Source organism: Nitrosomonas eutropha, from assembly GCF_900116685.1.
Lineage (GTDB): Bacteria > Pseudomonadota > Gammaproteobacteria > Burkholderiales > Nitrosomonadaceae > Nitrosomonas > Nitrosomonas eutropha_A.
On record NZ_FPBL01000010.1, the window covers coordinates 41,866 to 62,926 of the forward strand.

The 21,061-nt window shown below is 50.5% G+C and carries 20 protein-coding genes; 11 read left to right on the plus strand and 9 right to left on the minus strand.

Translation table 11 applies throughout. The features are described 5' to 3' along the window. Positions 1-394: 394 nt before the first annotated feature. The gene (locus BM331_RS09535; RefSeq protein ID WP_074929139.1) at positions 395-988 is read left to right on the plus strand and encodes a PIN domain-containing protein; all 594 of its coding nucleotides are present in this window, start codon (positions 395-397) and stop codon (positions 986-988) included. A gap of 519 nt (positions 989-1,507) precedes the next feature. On the opposite strand, the gene BM331_RS09540 is transcribed toward BM331_RS09535, so the two are convergent. Continuing rightward, positions 1,508-2,548, minus strand: a complete 1,041-nt coding sequence (locus BM331_RS09540; protein ID WP_074929118.1) for a phosphatase PAP2 family protein — start codon at positions 2,546-2,548, stop codon at positions 1,508-1,510. A 339-nt stretch (positions 2,549-2,887) separates the two neighbouring features. Between BM331_RS09540 and BM331_RS09545 the strand changes: the two genes are divergently transcribed. The 5 genes from BM331_RS09545 to metW all read left to right on the plus strand — a co-directional run bounded on the left by BM331_RS09545 (position 2,888) and on the right by metW (position 7,164). After that, positions 2,888-3,292: a PTS sugar transporter subunit IIA gene (locus tag BM331_RS09545; protein WP_074929119.1), complete on the plus strand. Its 405-nt coding sequence runs from the start codon at positions 2,888-2,890 to the stop codon at positions 3,290-3,292. After that, a complete protein-coding gene (locus BM331_RS09550; RefSeq protein WP_074929120.1) occupies positions 3,282-3,551 on the plus strand; it encodes an HPr family phosphocarrier protein in 270 nt (89 codons plus the stop codon). The genes BM331_RS09545 and BM331_RS09550 overlap by 11 nt, the downstream gene beginning before the upstream one ends. Beyond that, a complete protein-coding gene (gene ptsP, locus BM331_RS09555) occupies positions 3,548-5,275 on the plus strand; it encodes a phosphoenolpyruvate--protein phosphotransferase (RefSeq protein ID WP_074929121.1) in 1,728 nt (575 codons plus the stop codon). Before BM331_RS09550 ends, ptsP begins: the two co-directional genes overlap by 4 nt. A gap of 107 nt (positions 5,276-5,382) precedes the next feature. Then, positions 5,383-6,516: a homoserine O-succinyltransferase MetX gene (gene metX / locus BM331_RS09560; protein WP_143100953.1), complete on the plus strand. Its 1,134-nt coding sequence runs from the start codon at positions 5,383-5,385 to the stop codon at positions 6,514-6,516. A gap of 30 nt (positions 6,517-6,546) precedes the next feature. Next, a complete protein-coding gene (gene metW, locus BM331_RS09565; RefSeq protein WP_074929123.1) occupies positions 6,547-7,164 on the plus strand; it encodes a methionine biosynthesis protein MetW in 618 nt (205 codons plus the stop codon). Between the two features lie 25 nt (positions 7,165-7,189). Here metW and BM331_RS09570 read toward each other — a convergent pair whose 3' ends face one another. The 3 genes from BM331_RS09570 to BM331_RS09580 all read right to left on the minus strand — a co-directional run bounded on the left by BM331_RS09570 (position 7,190) and on the right by BM331_RS09580 (position 9,939). Beyond that, positions 7,190-8,371, minus strand: a complete 1,182-nt coding sequence (locus BM331_RS09570) for a BaiN/RdsA family NAD(P)/FAD-dependent oxidoreductase (protein WP_074929124.1) — start codon at positions 8,369-8,371, stop codon at positions 7,190-7,192. A gap of 207 nt (positions 8,372-8,578) precedes the next feature. Continuing rightward, a complete protein-coding gene (locus tag BM331_RS09575) occupies positions 8,579-9,556 on the minus strand; it encodes a DUF808 domain-containing protein (protein WP_074929125.1) in 978 nt (325 codons plus the stop codon). 116 nt (positions 9,557-9,672) lie between these two features. Continuing rightward, positions 9,673-9,939: a TFIIB-type zinc ribbon-containing protein gene (locus BM331_RS09580; protein WP_074929126.1), complete on the minus strand. Its 267-nt coding sequence runs from the start codon at positions 9,937-9,939 to the stop codon at positions 9,673-9,675. A 260-nt stretch (positions 9,940-10,199) separates the two neighbouring features. Here BM331_RS09580 and BM331_RS12060 point away from each other — a divergent pair, with 260 nt between their 5' ends. After that, a complete protein-coding gene (locus BM331_RS12060; RefSeq protein WP_218154579.1) occupies positions 10,200-10,352 on the plus strand; it encodes a cytochrome C oxidase subunit IV family protein in 153 nt (50 codons plus the stop codon). Positions 10,353-10,362: 10 nt separating this feature from the next. Here BM331_RS12060 and BM331_RS09590 read toward each other — a convergent pair whose 3' ends face one another. From BM331_RS09590 to yjgA, 4 genes are all read right to left on the minus strand, one after another. Next, entirely contained in the window at positions 10,363-11,748 is a 1,386-nt protein-coding gene (locus BM331_RS09590) for an AmpG family muropeptide MFS transporter (protein ID WP_074929127.1), read from the minus strand. Continuing rightward, positions 11,745-12,518, minus strand: a complete 774-nt coding sequence (locus BM331_RS09595; RefSeq protein ID WP_074929128.1) for an exodeoxyribonuclease III — start codon at positions 12,516-12,518, stop codon at positions 11,745-11,747. Before BM331_RS09595 ends, BM331_RS09590 begins: the two co-directional genes overlap by 4 nt. A 24-nt stretch (positions 12,519-12,542) precedes the next feature. Beyond that, the gene (locus BM331_RS09600; protein WP_256214887.1) at positions 12,543-12,872 is read right to left on the minus strand and encodes a hypothetical protein; all 330 of its coding nucleotides are present in this window, start codon (positions 12,870-12,872) and stop codon (positions 12,543-12,545) included. Between the two features lie 209 nt (positions 12,873-13,081). Further along, on the minus strand, positions 13,082-13,612 hold the full coding sequence (yjgA, locus tag BM331_RS09605; RefSeq protein WP_083414745.1) for a ribosome biogenesis factor YjgA: 531 nt from the start codon (positions 13,610-13,612) through the stop codon (positions 13,082-13,084). A 238-nt stretch (positions 13,613-13,850) separates the two neighbouring features. Here yjgA and pmbA point away from each other — a divergent pair, with 238 nt between their 5' ends. The 4 genes from pmbA to BM331_RS09625 all read left to right on the plus strand — a co-directional run bounded on the left by pmbA (position 13,851) and on the right by BM331_RS09625 (position 18,252). Next, positions 13,851-15,218, plus strand: a complete 1,368-nt coding sequence (gene pmbA / locus BM331_RS09610) for a metalloprotease PmbA (protein ID WP_074929130.1) — start codon at positions 13,851-13,853, stop codon at positions 15,216-15,218. A gap of 60 nt (positions 15,219-15,278) precedes the next feature. After that, on the plus strand, positions 15,279-15,848 hold the full coding sequence (locus BM331_RS09615) for a TRAP transporter small permease subunit (protein WP_218154580.1): 570 nt from the start codon (positions 15,279-15,281) through the stop codon (positions 15,846-15,848). Positions 15,849-15,930: 82 nt separating this feature from the next. Then, positions 15,931-17,214, plus strand: a complete 1,284-nt coding sequence (locus BM331_RS09620) for a TRAP transporter large permease (RefSeq protein ID WP_074929131.1) — start codon at positions 15,931-15,933, stop codon at positions 17,212-17,214. 129 nt (positions 17,215-17,343) lie between these two features. Then, complete coding sequence (locus BM331_RS09625) at positions 17,344-18,252, plus strand: DMT family transporter (RefSeq protein WP_074929132.1); 909 nt, start codon at positions 17,344-17,346, stop codon at positions 18,250-18,252. Positions 18,253-18,307: 55 nt separating this feature from the next. Here the strand turns inward: BM331_RS09625 and BM331_RS09630 are convergent, their stop codons facing one another. Then, entirely contained in the window at positions 18,308-20,725 is a 2,418-nt protein-coding gene (locus BM331_RS09630; protein WP_074929133.1) for a Tex family protein, read from the minus strand. Between the last annotated feature and the right edge of the window lie 336 nt (positions 20,726-21,061).

Genomic DNA, 21,061 nt, shown 5'->3' on the forward strand with positions numbered 1-21,061 from the left:
AGAATCGCAGTAATTACGAGAGTGCCGGTGATGCGATTCATTGGATAGCATTTTTTCGTTTACCGGCATCGTATTAAAGCAATGTTTAATTTGAATCTGCGCAATAAAAAATTACCTTAATTGCAAAATGATGTACTGAATAAACCCTGCAATATCAGCGCTATTCCAAATTTTCACCATCGAACCCTTACCTTATTCTCACCTGCACTGGGTTAAATAATTTTTAAACCAATTCTGTTGTCGTATCTGTTTATGAAAATTGACCAGCTTTTTCAAGATTTATATTGAAATACAACACGATAACAGGCTGATTTCAAAGTTATACGACGTCACATACAGAATTATTGGACACAATGTCTTATATATCACGTTAGCAGTACAGGGGAAGTATCACGTGCGAACCAACTATGTACTCATCGACTACGAGAACGTCCAGCCACCCGCACTCTCATCGCTGGACAAGGAGTACTTCAAGGTCTACGTGTTTGTTGGTGCCAATCAGGCCAAGATCAACTTTGATGTCGTCGAGGCTTTGCAGCGTTTCGGTTCCAATGGTAAGTACATCAAAATCTCAGGCAATGGCCCCAACGCCCTCGACTTCCACATTGCCTACTTCATCGGCAAGATCGCAGCTCAGGATGAATCACCGTTCTTTCATATCATCTCGAAAGACACAGGCTTCGATCCGCTCATTACGTACCTCAAAGCCAGCAAGATCTACGCCTGTCGCTCCAAGAGCATCCACGACATGCCAATCGTCAAGGCAGCCAGTTCCACAAGCTTGCCTGAGCGCGTGTCTGTGGTTGTGGCAAACTTGAAGCAGCGAGGTAACTCGCGCCCACGCACACCAAAAACGCTCGCCAGCACGGTCAATTCTATTTTCCAAAAGAGCCTCACGGAGAGCGAGCTGTCTGGGCTGGTTAGAACCTTGGAGCAACAGGGGCATGTCGAAATTTCAGGCAACAAGGTGGCGTACAGGCTTTCATAGCTGTACTGCTAACAACTCGGTCAACCGGACGCAAATTCCGCTACGCGGTCTTTGCGCCGGTTACCTCGGGCGTTAGGCCGCTATGGCAACTTCGAAGCAGCTATTGGGTATCTGGGGCGAAAAGCTCGTCGCAAAGACTGGCGGCTGCCCAAGGTGCAAGCGTTCCAAAACACTCAAGCTTCTTCCGCCAAATTGGGCGGGAAATAGGTGTCACAAACAGCGCCTACCAATCATTCAAGCCGACATCATTTCGCGACACAGCTTATTTCATGCGTTATGTGCTTAAAATCGATCAAACCAACTGAAGGAAAGTGATGAATATGAATATCAAAGAGTTCACTTTGATAATTCTCACACTCAGCGTTACCGGTTCGGTAACAGCCGCTGACCTGAGTTGCCGGAAAGATTCATTCGGTACAACTCGATGCAATGATGGAACCACATGCCATACCGATTCCTTCGGTACAACCCGTTGTAATTTTAAACGTTAAACCTTCTTAACCAAACTGAGTGATGCTTTTACTGAAGATCGCGGAAAATTAGTACCTGGGTAAATAAATAACCGGCAACACCAATTGCTGCGACAAGCATGAGGGAGAACACCATTATTTTCCGGTATCGACCAACCGGTAAATTCCAGTCAATTCGCCCGGTTGCAGCAAGCCATTCATTCACGCTGATGCCCACGATCAGCCACAGTAACCCCACCAAATAGCCCGCCCAGACATCGCTCAGGTAGTGTACGCCAAGCACGATGCGGCTGAGTCCGATCAGAAAAATAAACCCCATCATGACAAAGCATAATTTGATTCGTGTGTCCCACTTCTTCGCGGATCTGATCAGCAAATACCCCAGAAATCCATAAAATGCTACTGACAGGGTGGCATGGCTGCTTGGGAAGGAATAGGATGGTTCAAGCAGCACTGCACCATCCGGTCGGAGCCGCTGAAAGACCAGCTTGTTCAATACACTGAACAGAGAGGCTCCCAGTAATGAAATTACCAAGCCTACGGCAGCAAATCGGCGATTTACCAGCCACAGCAGTAAACATGCTACCACCAGCAATACGCCGATTATCGGCGGCGCACACCAATTTGTAATCCAGATGGCAATTGGAATAAGTTCTGGTGCACGAAATGTGGAGATCAACCGGGCCGCAATATGGTCAACCACAACGATCGAATCGGCAGTGGCGACATCTTCAGCAACTTCTGCAAGCAAAACCAGCGTAACGGCAAGTGATAAGACAAGAAGCGTCAGCGGAAGGCCGAAAAAATGGGTGTAATCAGCACGTTTCGCCAAAAACTGAATGCTACCGGGATGTTCGCGCATCCACCGGCACACGTATGGATTGTCAGCAAATCTGCTCCTAAGCGTGCGACCAAACAATACCGTTGCCTGCCATAGCCTGTTGCCATAGCGAGGCAGGTAATACTGGACAAACCACAGCATGATCCAGGCGATCAATATGACCAGCAACGCTGCCAAGAAAGCTACCCAGTAACCAAGCACATGAAAATGCTCGATTGAAAGCAGAACAGTTGTAAAGAATTGTTCCATCACCGAAAACTGGCAGTAGGATTAAATTTTTCCAGCATATACTCCGGGAAGTGGAAAAATCCAGCTTCCAGATATGCTGTATGTAACGAATTTTCGACAAGTTTCACTATGAGACGCAAAATAGCAGTACACGCAACAGGATTCATTACGCCAAACACAAACTGATGTTGATGCGCCGTACTTGACGGCTACAACTCGAAATTATCGCCGAACTCATGAAAAAGATACCGCCGTATGCATTTTTAATACGAATACAAGTTACATGAGCAATTGTCTAGAAACTCTCTGATGATAAAATCCAGTAATTCATTTCCAGCAAACAGGTAGATAAATCACAAAATGATCGGAATCCTGATCATCGCTCATGAGCAGTTGGGGGCTAGTCTGATTGACTGCGTTATACATATTCTGGGCGAACGCCCCCCGCTGCTGCTTAATTATATTGTGTCCCCAGCTGCAGATCCGGATACTGAAGCGATAAAGTTGCAGGCTGTACTCAAGCAGATGGATCAAGGTGATGGGGTTCTGATCCTGACGGATGTTTTAGGCGCCACGCCAGCCAATATTGCCTATAAGCTGATCCAAAGCGAACAGGTTGAATGTCTAGCCGGGCTAAATCTGCCCATGTTGTTGCGTGCTGTACAGTACCAGCATATTCCCCTACTACAATTGATTGACAAAGTTCTGACTGGCGGGCGGGAAAGTATCCTTCAAATATCGCAGGAAACCGGTAATGCCAACTGAGACGTTAACTATCCTCAATAAACTGGGTTTGCACGCGCGTGCATCAGCCAAACTGACACAGCTGGCAGAGAAGTTCGAGAGTGAAGTTTGGTTGACACGCAGCGGTCGCCGGGTAAATGCCAAAAGCATCATGGGCGTCATGACGCTTGCCGCCAGCAAGGGTACAGTGGTCGAACTGGAAACGATCGGCCCCGATGCAATTCAGGCTATGGAAGCATTAAAAGCGTTGATCAATGATTACTTCGGGGAAGGTGAATGAGTTTCATCCTGCATGGTGTCGGTGTGTCCGACGGGATTGCGATCGGACGTGCCCATCTGGCCTCGTCAGCAGCGTTGAACATTCCCCATTACCAGCTGCCAAAGGATCAAATTGATGCTGAATTGGCCCGGTTACACAACGCATTTTCCACCGTGCGGCTGGAGCTGGAAACACTAAAAAATTCTGCTGTACAAGGAGCAGGACCAGCTGAATTCAATGCATTTCTGGAATTGCACCAGATGATTCTGGATGATCCGATGTTCTCCCAGGCTGCACTGGACATTGTGAAGCAAGTGCAATGCAACGCCGAATGGGCAATTACACAACAAATGGAGTCCTTGGTTGCACGCTTCGAGGAAATAGAAGATGCCTATTTGCGTGAACGCAAAACTGATGTTGCCCAGATAGCCGAACGGGTTTTGAAGGTGTTGCTCGGACATCCGGGGTATACGCCTCCGCCAGTGAAACAGGATGGCGCCGGCATTCTGGTAGCACATGATTTGAGTCCGGCTGATGTCATGCAATACAAGCAGTATCAATTTTCTGCTTTTCTGACAGATATGGGCGGGCCAACCTCGCATACCGCCATTGTTGCACGCAGCCTCAATATTCCTTCAATCGTGGCCATGCAGCATGCCCAGCAGCTTATCCGTGAAAATGACAATCTGATTGTGGATGGCAACCAGGGTATCGTCATCATCAACCCGGACAAATATATCCTCGCCGAATATCGTCTGAAGCAAAACCAGCTTGAACTGGAGAAGCGCAAGCTCTGGCGTCTCCGTTCTGTAGCGGCAGTTACACGGGATGGCACTCCGGTAGATTTGCTCGCCAATATCGAGTTGCCACAAGAAGTCGAACGGGCGAAAGAATATGGCGCAACCGGAATCGGTCTGTTTCGCAGTGAATTTCTGTTTCTGAACCGGGATGATCTGCCGGGTGAAGAAGAACAGTTCGAAGCCTATTCCACGGTTATCAGGGGTATGCGCGGATCACCTGTCATCATTCGTACGTTTGATCTGGGTGCGGACAAGAATCTCAGAAGTGCCTATCGTATGGCTCCCAATCCAGCACTTGGCCTGCGTGCAATTCGGATGAGCCTGGCTGAACCAGGCATGTTTCTGGTGCAATTGCGCGCCATTTTGCGCGCTTCAAGCCTGGGTCATACCCAGATTCTGATTCCGATGCTTTCCAGCAGCCGGGAAGTTGACCAGACACTGCAAATGATCGAATTTGCCAAGCAAAGTTTACGGGATGAAAACAAACCTTTTGATGAAACTATCAGGATTGGCTGCATGGTGGAAATTCCGGCAACTGCGCTGAGCCTTGAGCTGTTCATGCGCAAACTGGATTTTTTATCCATTGGGACCAACGATCTCATTCAATACACGCTGGCAATTGACCGGACTGACGAAACCGTTGCGCATCTGTTTGATCCGCTGCACCCGGCCATTCTCCGGTTACTGGCTCGGATCATCCAAAGCGCAACAAAAACCGGTATACCGGTTTCTATCTGCGGAGAAATGGCAGGCGATGCAAAATATACCCGCCTGTTACTCGGGATGGGGTTACGGCAGTTTTCCATGTATCCAACACAACTGCTGACTGTGAAACGGGAGATACTGGATAGTTATTTGCCCGATATTTCGCGCCTGATACAAAAGATACTCAAGGCAGATGAGCCGGAGAAAATTCATGAGCTGCTGCAAAAACTCAATAGCTGATGCATCCATCTTCCTGATGAGCCTGAGGAATACTGAATTTTTAGTAACACAATTAGATACAATGAGCATTCATTTTTCACATCTACAGTCGGTTTTATTATTTTCAGATGTTCATGCAAGATTCTGATTCTATCGGTATCGTCTCGGCACGACGCATACATTTTGACACTCCACTCAGCCTGAAAAGCGGGGCTGTACTGGACAATTATGAGCTGGTCTATGAAACCTACGGGGAGTTGAACCCGGAGCGATCCAATGCAATTCTGGTCTGCCATGCGTTATCCGGTAACCACCATGTGGCTGGTGTTTACGCAGACAATCCCAATAATACCGGATGGTGGAACAACATGATCGGTCCGGGAAAACCGATCGACACCCGGAAATTCTTTGTCATCGGCATTAACAATCTAGGTGGCTGCCATGGTTCTACCGGGCCTATCAGTATCAATGACAGAACCGGAAAACGCTACGGACCGGATTTCCCACTGGTCACAACAAGTGACTGGGCAAAAACCTATGTGCGTTTTGCTGACCAGTTCGGTATTGATTGTTTTGCTGCCATCATTGGAGGCAGCCTGGGGGGCATGTCGGCCATGCAACTGGCGCTTGATGCCCCGGAAAGAGTGCGCCATGTCGCGGTGATTGCTGCTTCTGCCAGATTGACGGCACAGAACATTGCTTTCAATGATGTGGCACGACAAGCGATTCTGACCGATCCGGATTTTCATGGCGGGGACTATTATTCTCATGGCACCCACCCACGCAGAGGGCTGCGCCTGGCCCGCATGCTTGGCCATATCACCTATCTGTCGGATGATTCCATGGCTACCAAATTCGGCCGCGAACTGCGCAACGGCTCGCTTGCATTCAATTACGACGTGGAGTTCCAGATCGAATCCTACTTGCATTACCAAGGGGATAAATTTGCTGAGCTGTTCGATGCCAACACTTATTTGCTGATGACGAAAGCGCTGGATTATTTCGATCCGGCACAGGATTATGATGGCAACCTGAGCGCAGCGTTTGCGCGTGCACAAGCGGATTTCCTGGTACTCTCGTTTACCTCTGACTGGCGCTTTTCTCCGGAACGCTCACGCGAGATTGTCAAAGCACTGCTCGACAATAAACTGAATGTCAGCTACGCGGAAATACCTTCCACATACGGGCACGACTCTTTTCTCATGCAGGATAACTACTACCACCAGCTGGTGCGCGCCTACATGGATAACATCTCTATCTAACAGAACCGGTTAACGGTTTCTTATTTGGACATGACAACAACTGAAATCAGCAGATCGGTTCTGACATTGCGACCGGATTTCGCCACTATCGCAGCCTGGATCAAACCAGGATCCAGCGTGCTTGATCTGGGTTGCGGCGATGGAACACTATTGCATTATCTCGGCAACAAGCTCGATGTACGCGGCTATGGCGTGGAGATCAGCGCTCACAACATCCTCGCGTGCATGCAAAAAGGAATTAATGTCATACACAGCGACCTTGAATCCGGCCTATCCGGGTTTGAGAATGCATCGTTCGACTATGTCATCCTGTCGCAGACATTACAAGCGATGAAAAACACGGAAAATATCATTCAGGAGATATTGCGCGTTGGCAAGGAAGGTATCGTCTCTTTTCCCAACTTTGGTTACTGGAAAAACCGCTTGCAGGTTGCTGCCGGACACATGCCGGTTTCATCCAATCTGCCTTACCAATGGTACGACACCCCGAATATCCACCTTTGCACCCTGCACGATTTCGAGCAACTATGCCAACAACACCAAGTGAACATCCTGGAAAGGCGGGTGATGAATCATGACAAAAAGGTCGCGTTCTTTCCCAACTTCTTCGGTATTCTTGCGTTTTATCGCTTCGGCCACGCAGCGTAACCGGTAAGCCGGTAACAAGACAAATCTATACATACTGCCCTGCCACGTAACCCGAGGACCAGGCCCACTGGAAATTGAAACCGCCCAGGTGACCGGTAACATCCACCACTTCACCGATAAAGAACAGACCGGATTGTTTACTTGCCTCCATTGTCTGCGAAGACAACTCGTGGGTATCTACCCCACCCCGAGTCACTTCAGCCGTCCGATAGCCTTCCGTACCAACCGGTTTGACATGCCAATCATTGACAGCACTGGCCAGCGCCAAGAGCCGGGTATCGGATAAGTTGGCCAATGGCCCGCTGTCATTCCGCTCATCACAAATGCTTTGAGCAAGCCGCCTGGGTAGGATTTCCGCCAATACATTATTGATATGCAGCCTGGGCTGACTTTGTTTTTGTGCTTTTAGAAATGCAAACATATCCGTACTTGGTGCAAGATTGATCATGATCGGCTCCCCTTCCTCCCAATACGATGAGATTTGCAAAATGGAAGGGCCGCTCAATCCCCGATGGGTGAAAAGCAATCCTTCAGCAAAAACCTGTTTCCCGAAACGCACATCCGCCTCAACCGAAAGCCCGCTCAACGCCTGACAACGCGCCAGCAATGCTCCATCGAAAACCAGCGGCACCAGTGCCGCACGTGGCCGAATCACGCGCAATCCGAATTGTTTGGCAACTTCATAGCCAAAAGGCGTGGCGCCAATCTTGGGAACCGAAAGCCCCCCTGTCGCGATCACCAACGAAGCACAGGTCTGCTCTCCCTGGCTGGTTGTGAGTCGATAGCCACCTGCAACTGCTTCGATGGCACGCACTTGTACCGAAGTTTCCAGCTTCACACCCACCTCACGCGCTTCCGCCAACAGCATGGCGATGATTTGCTTAGCGGAGTCATCACAAAATAACTGCCCCAGTTTCTTTTCGTGAAAAGCAATGCCGTGCCTGCGCACCAGCGCAATGAAATCCTGTGGTGTATAGCGCCTGAGTGCCGATTTGCAGAAATGTGGATTCTGGGAGAGGTAACACTGAGGTTGGGTGTACAGATTGGTGAAATTGCAGCGCCCGCCGCCGGAGATGCGAATCTTCTCAGCGATCTTGGCACTATGATCAATCAACCATACCCTGCGCCCACGCTTGCCAGCCTTGATCGCACACATCAACCCGGCTGCACCAGCACCGATGATGATCACATCAAAAGAATGAGCCATGACAGTTAAACCGGTGTGTGATCAATCGTAAAAAGAAAGCTAAACAACGATGCTTTGGTACTGCCAAACTGCCACATCCCGGATGTTAGCATCACTTCTACATCTATCCTCCCCACGCCCGTGAGGGTATTCCTCACCCGTATTCACCCAGGTGACCCATCTCTAAAACGGGCGATGCATTCAGTCAAGTAAACGCTGCAGATCGGCTCAAGACTTGCGTAAGCGCTGCACCAGTTGCACCGCGCCCAGTACGATTGCACCCACCAGAACACCGGCGAGAGCGTTAAGGCCATTGCTGGCCAGCGCCTGCCACAGCCAGTCCAGGCTGCCCTGTGCCAAGGCTTGAGCTGTACCTTCTACTGCGTGATGCAGGGGTGCAATGCCATGCACCACAATGCCGCCGCCCACCAGGAACATGGCGGCCGTGCCCGCTACGGCAAGAAACTTCATCAACCAGGGTGCCAGGGCTAACAAGAACCGCCCCAGTGCTTGGGCAGCAGGATAGGGCTTGCGGCCTAGCCATAGACCCAGGTCGTCGATCTTGACAATGCCACCCACCAAACCGTACACACCCACGGTCATGAGCACAGCAATACCGACCAGCACGGCCACTTGTTGAACAAAAGCCGCAGCAGCCACCGTGCCCAGGGCAATAACGATGATCTCGGCCGACAAAATGAAATCGGTGCGCACCGCGCCTTTGATTTTCTCTTTTTCCAGGACGACCAAATCCACGTCTTCTGACGCATTGGCCTGGGCGTGCTGCGCGTGTGCCAGCTTGACCTCAGCCTTGCCGTGCAGCAGCTTGTGCGCCAGCTTCTCTACGCCTTCAAAGCACAAAAAAGCACCACCCAGCATCAGCAGCGGTGTGATTAAACCGGGCAAGAACGCGCTGATGAGCAAGGCGGCAGGCACCAGGATGGCTTTATTGATCATGGAACCTTTAGCCACGGCCCAGACCACGGGCAACTCGCGATCGGCACGCACGCCTGCCACCTGCTGAGCATTTAGCGCCAGGTCATCGCCCAGCACACCTGCAGTCTTTTGCGTCGCCACCTTGGTCATGGTGGTAACATCATCGGCAATGACTGCGCTCTTTTTCGCAGCCACTTTGGTCATAACGGCTACATCGTCCAGAATGGCTGCAATGTCGTCGAGCAAGGTTAGCAGGCTGGCTCCAGCCATAGGAAAGTCCTGTGTGAAAGGGAAGTATGTATTTTCGGAACTGGTCAGCTCCGATTTATCGTCATTTTCAGATTTCTACAAGCTCAAACACTGAGCATCAACATGCGTCGAGCGATTCAGTCAAAGTCAAACAAATCACTTAAAAAGCTTTCGCGTTTTTTCTTCTTGTAGTCCCCCTGACTTTCGTAGCGCTCGCTGGGCGGTGTTGTCGGGCGGGATGCCGGGTGGACTGCAGGGGAGTTGTCTTGGCTGGTGCGCTCGATAATTTTATCCAGCTCGCCTCGATCAAGCCATACCCCACGGCATTGTGGGCAGTAGTCAATTTCGATACCGCTGCGCTCTGTCATGGTCAGCGTGGTATCAACACAATGTGGACATTTCATAGGAATCCTTTTTTTGTTTCTACTCGATGGTGCGTTCGTTGATGATATAGCTTACCTGCGACCCTGGTACACTGAAAAAGTTCTGACTATTTCACACGACCTGCCCTTGAAACAGGCTGCGTATTTAATTCCACTTTGTGAGTGGTTTGGCCTGATGCTTATTCTCACGCTAGTGCCTTTTGCGCCGGTGCAGTGCCAAGCATGGCACGGTGGTGGCCCGTTGTTAATAATCATCGCAGTGCTGGCAAGTGGTGCAGACCGTGGTGCACTTTCGCTTCTTCCTGCACCTTGGTCTCAAGCGCAAGCGTGAAGATCTGCTATCGGTCTTGTTTTCTACTTCGTTGCTGATCATCATGGTGACCGGCACCATCTGGATCATGGCCAATCTTGCTGCGCGCATCACACCCATATAGCAGTCGGCTGTCATGTCAAACTATTTGTATCTGATCCAGCCAGGTCAATTCGCCCCACTTTCCATACCAGCACCAGTACCGGCACGCCCAGCAAAGCGGTACCGGTGAAAAATGCTGCATAGCCGTAAGCATCAACAAATTCGCCGCTGAAACCGGCGATAAATTTTGGCAGTAGCAGCATAATTGAACTGAACAATGCATACTGGGTGGCGGAATAGGCGGTGTGTGTCAGCCCTGAGAGATAAGTGACAAAAGCGGCGGAGGCTATGCCTGCTGAAAGATTGTCTGCTGAAATGGTGAATATCAGTCCGCTGACATCATGACCTCTGCCTGCCAGCCACACGAACAGCAGGTTGGTAGCTGCGGATAGTACCGCCCCCAAAAACAGGGTACGAATCACACCGGTTTTTGCAATCAGCACACCACCGATCCCGGCACCTAGAATGGTCATCAGCACACCATAAACTTTGGAAATCGTGGCCACTTCGTCCTTGGTATAGCCCATGTCCACATAAAACGGGTTACTCATGATGCCCATCACCACATCTGAAATCCGGTACACGGCAATCAACGCCAGAATCAGCAGCGCGTGGTAGCTATAGCGCACGATAAAATCACGAAATGGCGCAATCATTGCACCATACAGCCAAGCAAGCAGCCGGGCTGGTAATCCATCCGGGTGCAAACCGGCAAGCGCTACCTTTACCTGTATTTCATCCTCAATGGCTGACTGACCAACCGGCACATCCGGTTCACGGATGATCAGTGTGGTGATGACCCCGATCAGCATGCAACCTGCCATGAACAAATATGCTATTTGCCAGGATGAGGCGCTGTATTCGCCCGGTGAAGCATCAAATGCTGCGGCAATCCACAGCACTCCCGCTGAAGCCAGAATCATCGCCAGACGGTAACCCGCCTGATAGGTTGCCGCCATCGCACCTTGCAATCGCAAAGCAACTGCCTCGATCCGGTAAGCATCCAGCGCAATATCCTGGGTAGCCGAAGCAAAAGCCACGGTCAGTGCAAAAATCACCACACGCGATAAATCTCCGGCCGGATCAGTATTGGCCATGCCGATCAATGCACCGCCAATCAAAAGTTGTGACAAAAATAGCCAGGCGCGACGGCGTCCCAGCCAGCGGGTAAGTAACGGCAGCGGCATTCGGTCCACCAACGGCGCCCAGGCCCATTTAAAACCATAGGCGAGGCCCACCCAACTCAAATGGCCGATGGTTGTCCGATCAATACCCGCTTCACGCAGCCAGAACGATAACGTTCCCAATACCAGCAGCAGCGGCAGGCCCGCAGAAAATCCGAGCATCAGCATGCCCAGTACTCTCGGGTGAGTATAGATACGCAGCGCATGCAGCCAGCCGCATGCAGCTGATTTCATAGTTTAAAGCTATAATCGATAATTAGCGGGGCGTGATCGGAAAAACGTTCTTCTTTATAAATTGACGCACCAATTGCGGTACTCGCCAGTTGCGGTGTGGCAATTTGGTAATCTATCCGCCAACCAACGTTGTTAGTCCATGCCTGGCCACGATTGGACCACCAGGTATATTGATCCGGCTCCGGGTTAATTTTGCGAAATACATCCACCAGCTTCAATTCATTAAATACAGTGGACAGCCAGGCGCGTTCTTCCGGCAAAAATCCAGAATTTTTCTGGTTGGAGCGCCAGTTTTTGAGGTCAATTTCCTTATGCGCGATATTCCAGTCCCCGCACAACAGCACTTCGCGACCGCCTTCCGCCAATGATTGCAACAAAGGAAAAAAATGCTCCATAAAGAAAAATTTTACCGCCTGGCGATGATCTCCGCTGGAGCCAGAAGGAAGATAAATTGAAATAATAGTCAGATTGCCGAAATCCACTCTCAAAAATCGTCCTTCTGCGTCGATTTCTGGAATGCCGACTCCTTCCACAATTTGATCAGGTACATGACGGGTATAAATACCGACTCCGCTGTAACCCTTTTTCTCGGCACAGTGGAAATAACTACTATAGCCATCCGGTGTGCGCATCACACCGTTAATATCATTCTGCTGCGCCTTGAGTTCCTGCACACAAATTACATCCGCTTCTTGTTGCGGTAGCCAGTCAAACAAGCCCTTTTTGGCAGCAGAGCGCAAACCATTCAGGTTCAAAGTGATGATTCTCATGCAACGATAGTGGTAGATAAATTCTCAACGCCGAGAGAGATCTGGCTTGCAATAAACCCGTGCCGGATAGCCTGGTACACGGCGCGTATTCGGAATGACATCACCACCACTACGAATACACATCATGGTCGATTTATCCAGATTAGAAAAATATTCATTTTCTCCTGGTTGAAATGACGCTGGTGGTACCGCTTCCCGGATAGCACGACAGGTTGCTGGCTCATTCTCAGGAATCGGGTCATCGCTATGCGGTGGCAATCGACAAAGTTGACAGGGATTACCCGGGCACAAACAGCCTTTGCACTTCGCCGCTGCTGCATTGGTGCCAGCTGGCTGGGTACTCGATGATGTCATGGGCAAAGCCATCAACATCAAAAATATTGAACATACAATCCCTCTCAACCACATCTGCTAATCTCCTTCTAAACAATAGATAAACTCGAATTTTCCACCCGGTTTCAGTAATGGTAAAAAACTTTTCAAACTCTGCTGGATTGCTTCACGCCTGCGGTGTTCACAAAGACGGTGTTTGGGTCATGGCAGGTAATCCAGCTAAAAAATAGCTATGCGGGTATCCCCGGAATAATCTGCCGCAATAGCTGAAACAAAGCACGAAAACTCCTGGGAGGTTTGCTGGCCAGTTTTTCCTTTTCAATGTTACGCAATAAGGTACGCAACTGCCGGACATCAGCTTGTGGATAGCTTTGCACGAATTCTGTCACAGCTGCCTCATCGCTGATCAGGCGATCACGCCATCTCTCCAGCTGATGCAGCCACGCAGTATGATGCGGGCTGGAATGCTGCCACGCATCCAGTTTTTCCTGAACAGGCACAGGATCAACTGCACGCATCAGCTTGCCAATAAATTGCATCTGGCGGCGACGCGCACCATGACTGGTTATTTTGCGGGCCTCAAGCAGTGCGTCTGTCAGTTTTTCTGGCAGATCCAGCTCGGTTATTCTGGCCGGTTCAAGCTCAACCAGCCGCTCACCCAGTGCCTGCAAAGCATGCATTTCCTGTTTAAGACGGGTCTTGCTCGGCCGGGATTCAAGATCGAGGTCGGAAATATCCTGCTGATGATTAGGCACGGTCACACGTATCGGGAACAGTCAAGAAACTGTTATCATAACCCGCTTTAGGGAACCTTAGTAAACATGGCGCACTGAAGAGTATGCCCGTACCACATGGATAGATTCAAAACTACCTTCGGTCACTAAGCAGCCAGTATCTGTAACGACCATTCTTCTTTTATTCCGTTTTCGGCCGGATCAGCCCTGATCTGAAAATGGATCTGATTTCAATACTCTGATAAACCGTCTCCAACCCAATTACATGAATAATTCTAATCATCATCCTGAACTGCTGCAGCCGTTCACCTACCCCTACGAGACCTTGCAGCAAATTGCAAACGATGTGCTGACACTTGCTAAAAAAGGAGGTGCTGACGCATGCGAGATGCATGTTTCCGATGGCTCCGGCCAGAATGTCACCGTGCGCCAGGGGGAAGTAGAAACTATCGAATATACACGCGACAAAGGGTTGTCTGTCACTGTTCATATCGGACATAAGCGGGGCAATGCCAGCAGTTCAGATTTTTCCCCACAGGCCATTCATGAAACTGTCTCTGCCGCGCTGTCAATTGCCCGATACACGGCTGACGATATTTATGCGGGGCTCGCTGACAAAGATCAGCTAGCAGTTTCTTTCCCGGATCTTGATCTCTATCACCCGTGGTCACTGTCTGTTGAAGCAGCCATTGAGCTGGCACACCGGTGTGAAGCCGTGGCGCTGGCAACAGATAAACGTATCACCAACTCGGAAGGCGCCAGTGTATCGGTAGGTGCTTCCCGGTTTGTATACGCCAACAGTCACGGCTTCAATGCAGGTTATCCGCTGTCGCGCCACAGCATCAGCTGCGCAGTTATTGCCGGGGAACAAAGCAACATGCAGCGCGATTACTGGTACAGCGTTGCGCGTGCAGCCAGCGATCTCGAAGCCATTGAGGAAATAGGTAAAAAAGCCGGTATGCGCACCCTGGCACGCCTCGGCGCCAGAAAAATTGCCACCTGCGAAGTGCCAGTGCTGTTTGAATCAACCATTTCTTCCGGTCTGCTGGGGTATTTTGTCAAGGCAATCAGTGGCAGCAGCCTTTATCGAAAATCCTCCTTTCTGCTGGATAGCATCGGCAAACAGGTATTTCCTGCAACCATTCAGATCAGTGAGTTGCCGCACCTGCCAAAAGGTCTGGCAAGCTGTGCATTTGATGATGAAGGGGTGGCGACTCATCCGCGCAAGGTAGTGGAAAACGGTATCGTGCAAGGGTATTTTCTGGGCAGCTACACAGCACGTAAACTTGGCATGCGTTCCACCGGCAACGCCGGTGGCAGTCATAATCTGATCCTGAAAAATGATGTATCACTGCCGTTCGATGCTCTGCTGAAAAAAATGAACAAAGGGTTGCTGGTTACCGAATTGCTCGGTCATGGCGTCAATCTCGTCACTGGCGATTTTTCCCAGGGCGCAGCTGGATTTTGGGTGGAAAACGGTGAGATCAGCTACCCTGTTGAGGAAATCACCATTGCTGGCAACCTGAAGGAAATGTTGTCAGGTATTGTTGCCGTGGGTGACGATATCATCGTACGCGGCTCGCGCCACTGCGGTTCGCTGCTGATTGAACGCATGACCATCGCCGGACATTGAGCTACCAGAATATAAAATATCGCTGGAACCACTGAAAGATCAACGAACTGTCCCATCCCCTTGAAAGGATTCAAAGTGGAAATCTTATGCAAACTGGAGCGCCTGATTAACAGGATTTCCGGCGCAACAGGCTGGTTGGCAGGCTGGTTGTGCGTACTGATGATCGGCGTGGTGTTCACTGATGTCATCACACGCTACTTTTTTCACGGCGGCTCAATCGCCATGCAGGAACTGGAATGGCACCTGTTTGCAGCAATATTCCTGCTGGGTGCCGCTTACGTCGTGCGTGAAGATGCTAATGTACGGGTAGATATCATTTATGCCCATCTGAAACCGCGCCGCAAAGCAATCATCGATATCTGTGGTTATCTTATTTTTGTCATCCCCATGTGTACGCTGATTCTCTACAGCTCCTGGGACTTCGTCAGTTATTCCTACCAGTTACAGGAGACATCCAGCGATCCGGGCGGGCTACCCTACCGCTTTGCATTCAAGGCATTACTACCAATTGGCTATGGCCTGGTTCTGATTCAGTCACTGGCAGAAATCTTGCGTAATTTGCGGCTGCTGACGGAAAAATATAACCCACCTCTGACTGATTACGCCGCCCCGCAGCAGAAAGAATCATGATCTTGTCAACCCTTCTTCAGACGGTTTTTCTGACCGCTATCCTGTCACCTTCAGACAGATTATTCACCAGAGCCATTGCCAAATGATTGCGTTGTCCATGTTCCTGGTCTGCCTGATCATGCTGGCATTCGGCTTTCCGGTTGCTTTTACTTTTGGTGGCGTGGCACTGTTCTATGGCCTGTATTTCGAGGGATTGCATCTGTTTCTGATGGTCGCCGAGCGCATGCACTCGATCATGACCAGCATCACCCTGATGGCGGTACCGCTGTTCATTTTCATGGGGCTGATCCTGGAAAAATCCGGCATTGCAGAAAGTATGCTGGAATCGATGGGCTCCCTGTTTGGCCGTGTCCGGGGTGGACTGGCGGTATCAACTGTCATCGTAGGAATGCTGCTGGCAGCAGCTACTGGCGTAGTAGGCGCTTCGGTCATTACCATGGGACTGATCGCCCTGCCCATCATGTTGAAATACGGTTATGACAAGCGGCTGGCTACCGGGGTAATTTGCGCATCAGGCACGCTGGGGCAAATTATTCCCCCTTCCATTGTGCTAATTATCATGGGCGACGTACTACAAAGGCCGGTCGGCAGTTTTTTCCGGGCGGCACTGGTACCTGGCCTGCTGCTGGTCGTCATTTATATCATTTATTGCCTGATGCTCGCCTGGTTCAGAAAAGAAGCAGCCCCTCCCATACCCAGCAAAGGTGGCTCTCTCATTAAGCAATATTGGCACGCCTTCAAAACAATCATCCCGGCTTTGTCTCTGGTCATAATCGTGCTGGGAACAGTCATCATTGGTATTGCCACACCAACTGAATCAGCCGCGATGGGATCAGTCGGTGCAATCATTCTGGCTGTACTGAACGGAAAATTCAAAATCAGCATGCTGCACCAGGTTGCCATGGAAACCACCAAGATCACGACCATGGTATTTACCATCCTGGCAGGTGCCACATTCTTTTCAATGGTGTTCACCTATACCGGTGGTGATGAAGCAGCCGAACTGCTGCTGCACCATCTGCCGGGCGGTAAATGGGGATTCATTCTGCTGATGATGGTGATCATCTTCCTGCTGGGATTTTTTCTTGATTTTGTTGAAATCGCCTATATTTTTATTCCCATGATCACTCCCCTACTGATCAAGCTGGGAATTGATCCGCTCTGGTTTGGCATTCTGGTCGCGCTTAATCTGCAGACTTCTTTCCTTACCCCGCCGGTTGGATTCTCATTGTTCTACCTGCGGGGTGTTGCACCGCCATCCGTCACCACCCTTGATATTTACCGAGGTGTTATCCCGTTCATCCTGCTGCAGCTATTGACATTAGCACTGGTGGCGCTTTACCCGGGGTTGATCAAACTTGTCTGATTTCTCTAAACAACCAGACAAGTTTTACCAGAAAACAATGCTCCTCATGATGCTTCTTCACCAGGTTCACATGTACCGGAGTTTGGGTCTGCCATTCTGGAATTTTTTCCTATCCTGATCAGGACCTTCATGACAAACACGCGTAACGAGAATCTTGGCTATTTCTACGGATTTATTGCTGTGGTTTTCTTTGCACTCACGCTGCCGGCTATGCGCGCAGCTGTCGCTGCGCTTGACCCAGTTTTTGTAGCGCTTGGTCGAGGGACAGGTGCCGCTTTGCTGGCAGCCATTTTTCTATGGCTCACCCGCCAGCGCCTGCCAACTCGTGAAGAAGCAAAAGGGTTGGTGATTGTTGCTCTCGGCGCGGTAATTGGTTTTCCACTTCTGGCTGCCTGGGCAATTTGTTACGTTGATGCATCACATGGTGGCGTTGTTCTTGGCATCTTTCCATTGGCTACTGCAGTTGCAGCTGCTCTGTTTTCCGGAGAGCGTCCATCTGGCAGATTTTGGCTATTTGCGTTGATAGGCGCGGCCGTGGTAGTCGGCTATTCACTGAATCAGGCGGGTGGTACGCTTCATCCAGCCGACCTCGCACTTTTCGGGTCAGTGATTTGCGCCAGTATCAGTTATGCAGAAGGGGCAAGGCTATCCAAATCGTTAGGCGGACCACAGGTTATTTCGTGGGCATTAGTTTTTTCCTTTCCCGTCCTGATTATCCCAACCATGCTTTACGCGCCTGTCACCTTGAATCTGCCCACAGAATCCTGGATCGGGTTTATCTACCTCACAGTCATCAGTCAGTATCTGGGTTTCTTTCCCTGGTATCACGGTCTCGCTTTGGGTGGTATCTCAAAAGTCAGCCAGACCCAGCTGTTGCAGCCATTCCTAACTATTATTGCATCGGTATTACTGTTAGGAGAACAGGCGAATCTCACCACCTGGCTGGTGGCCGCGCTCGTCGTTGTGATCGTCGCGCTCGGCAAGCGTACTCAGGTCAGGGAGAATACCCCCCAGCACCATGATCATGACGGCATCTGAAATCTTTCAGCCGGAGTATTGTGATTAATCATCCAACCGCCGCACAATACAGGTTCTATTTTTTCTCCTGCGCTCGCGCCAGTGCAAGAGCTAGTGCACCAACAGGTGCAGGTTTGTCTGCTCTGGATGCAACCTGTGGCTGACGAGAACCACGCCGGGGCTGGCGGTTGTCTGGTCTGGTTTTACCTGTTTCTTTATGTGTTTTAGGCTGTCCGGTTGCTTCAGGTACGTCATCAATCCGCATGGTCAGACTGATACGCTGGCGTACGGTATCCACTGCCAGCACCTTGACCTTGACGACCTGTCCTGGCTTAACAATCTGATGGGGATCCTTGATGAACTTGTTTGCCAGTGCAGAAACGTGCACCAGACCATCCTGATGCACGCCAATATCAACAAATGCCCCAAACGCAGCCACATTAGTCACGACGCCTTCCAGAATCATGCCGGATTGCAGATCAGTCAGTGATTCAATCCCTTCTTGAAAGGTAGCAGTTTTGAACTCCGGGCGCGGATCACGACCAGGCTTTTCCAGCTCGGACAGAATATCGCGCACGGTTGGCAGCCCAAAGGTTTCATCGGTAAATTCTTCGGCAGCAAGCCCTTTGAGCGTTTCCGGATGCCCCATTACCTGCTCGATTCCTTTACTCAGGCGCGCCAGAATGCGCTCCACCACCGGGTAGGCTTCCGGGTGAACAGCAGAGCGATCCAGTGGATTATCCCCGTCGTTAATGCGCAGGAAACCCGCTGCCTGTTCAAATGTTTTTTCACCGACACGCGGCACTTTGAGAATCGTTCGCCGATTCGGGAACCGGCCATAAGTATCGCGATAACTAACGATGTTTTGGGCAAGTACGCGATTAAGACCGGAAACTTGTGCCAGCAGGGGTGCTGATGCGGTATTGACATCCACGCCAACCGCATTGACACAATCCTCAACCGTGGCATCCAGTGATCGCGCCAGAGTGCGCTGGTTCACATCATGCTGATACTGACCAACGCCGATTGATTTGGGTTCGATCTTGACCAGTTCTGCCAGTGGATCTTGCAGACGTCTGGCAATAGAAACTGCGCCACGCAGGCTTACGTCCAGATTGGGAAATTCCGCAGCAGCCAGCGCAGAGGCTGAATAAACCGAGGCACCTGCTTCGCTGACAACAATCTTAATCAGCTTTAATTCAGGGTGCTGCTCTGTCACCAGCCGGATGACCTCAGTGGCTAATTTATCGGTTTCCCGGCTTGCCGTTCCGTTTCCAACGGAAATCAGCGTAACACCATGCTGGAGCACCAGTTGCATGATACTTGCCAGTGAACCCTGCCAGTTATTTTGTGGCTGATGCGGATAAATCGTCGCTGTTTCCAACAATTTACCGGTGGCATCGACTACAGCCACTTTACAGCCAGTGCGATAACCCGGGTCAAGCCCGAGCACAGCTTTGGGCCCCGCCGGAGCGGCCAGCAGCAATTCACGCAGATTGCGGCTGAAAATCCGGATCGCTTCAATTTCTGCGGCTTCACGCACCTGCAATAACAATTCAGTAGTGAGATGCAGATGCACCTTAATACGCCAGGCCCACTGGCAGACATCCCCCAACCATTTATCCGCTTTCCGGCCACGGTTTTCGATTCCGAAATATGCAGCAATCATGACAACACAAGGATGTGGAATGACTTCACGGGAAGTTTCATCCAGATCCAGATCAATTTTGAGCACTCCCAGTGCCCGGCCACGAAACAATGCCAGTGCGCGGTGTGATGGAATCAAGCGCACCGGCTCGGCATAAGCATAGTAATCACGGAATTTTTCTTCCTCCGCCATTTCCTGACCGGCAACAACCACTGAAGCCACTACGCCTTCCTGCCAAAGTTTATTGCGCAGAGTAGCGAGCAACTCTGCTGTCTCCGCAAAGCGTTCCGTCAGAATATCGCGCGCACCTTCCAGCGCTGTTTTTACATCGGGAACATTGATCGCTTCAACGCCTTCAGCTGCTGACACCAGCTTGATATAGTTTGCAGCTTCTTGTTCAGGGTCGAGCGTTGGATCTGCCAGAAGAGCATTTGCCAAGGGTTCCAGCCCGGCCTCACGTGCGATCTGCGCCCGTGTTCGACGCTTCGGTTTGTAGGGTAAATAAATATCTTCCAGCAGCTGCTTGGTTGCAGCTTGTTCGATCAGGCAGCGCAATTCATCGGTGAGTTTGCCCTGCTCTTCAATCGAAGCCAGGATGACCTGCCGTCGTTCTTCCAGCTCGCGCAGATAGCCCAATCGTTCTTCCAGCAGGCGCAGTTGTGTATCGTCCAGATTACCCGTTGCTTCCTTGCGGTATCGTGCGATAAAAGGCACGGTTGCGCCATCATCCAGCAAGGCTACCGCTGCGTTGATCTGCTGTGGTGCAACACCGAGCTCTGTCGCAATGGCGTTGATAATCTTTTTCTGTGCTGCTGCTGAAACTGCTGATATTGTTGGAGAAGTCATAGCGTTGATGGAGAAGAAAGGAACCGGAAGATCGGTCAGGAAAGCTCTGGAAATCGTTCAACCAAAATAATCGCTTATACCACTCAGCAACATATACTTTGTAGCAAACCGCAACCAGAGATCGTTTTATCATACCAGACAATCTGTCAATTGAATCAAGGCTCATCCAGCAAGATTGCAAGGGATCTTGCCCAGAAAGACGGGGCCGGGGAGCGGTGATACAATGCGCACTACATGTAACCTGAGTTCGGGATAAGCCCTCAAGCTTTGACCAAGGTATTGACTCTGGTGAGATTCAAGGTTGGTTTGTTATCGGACAAACAGTAAGCGACGATA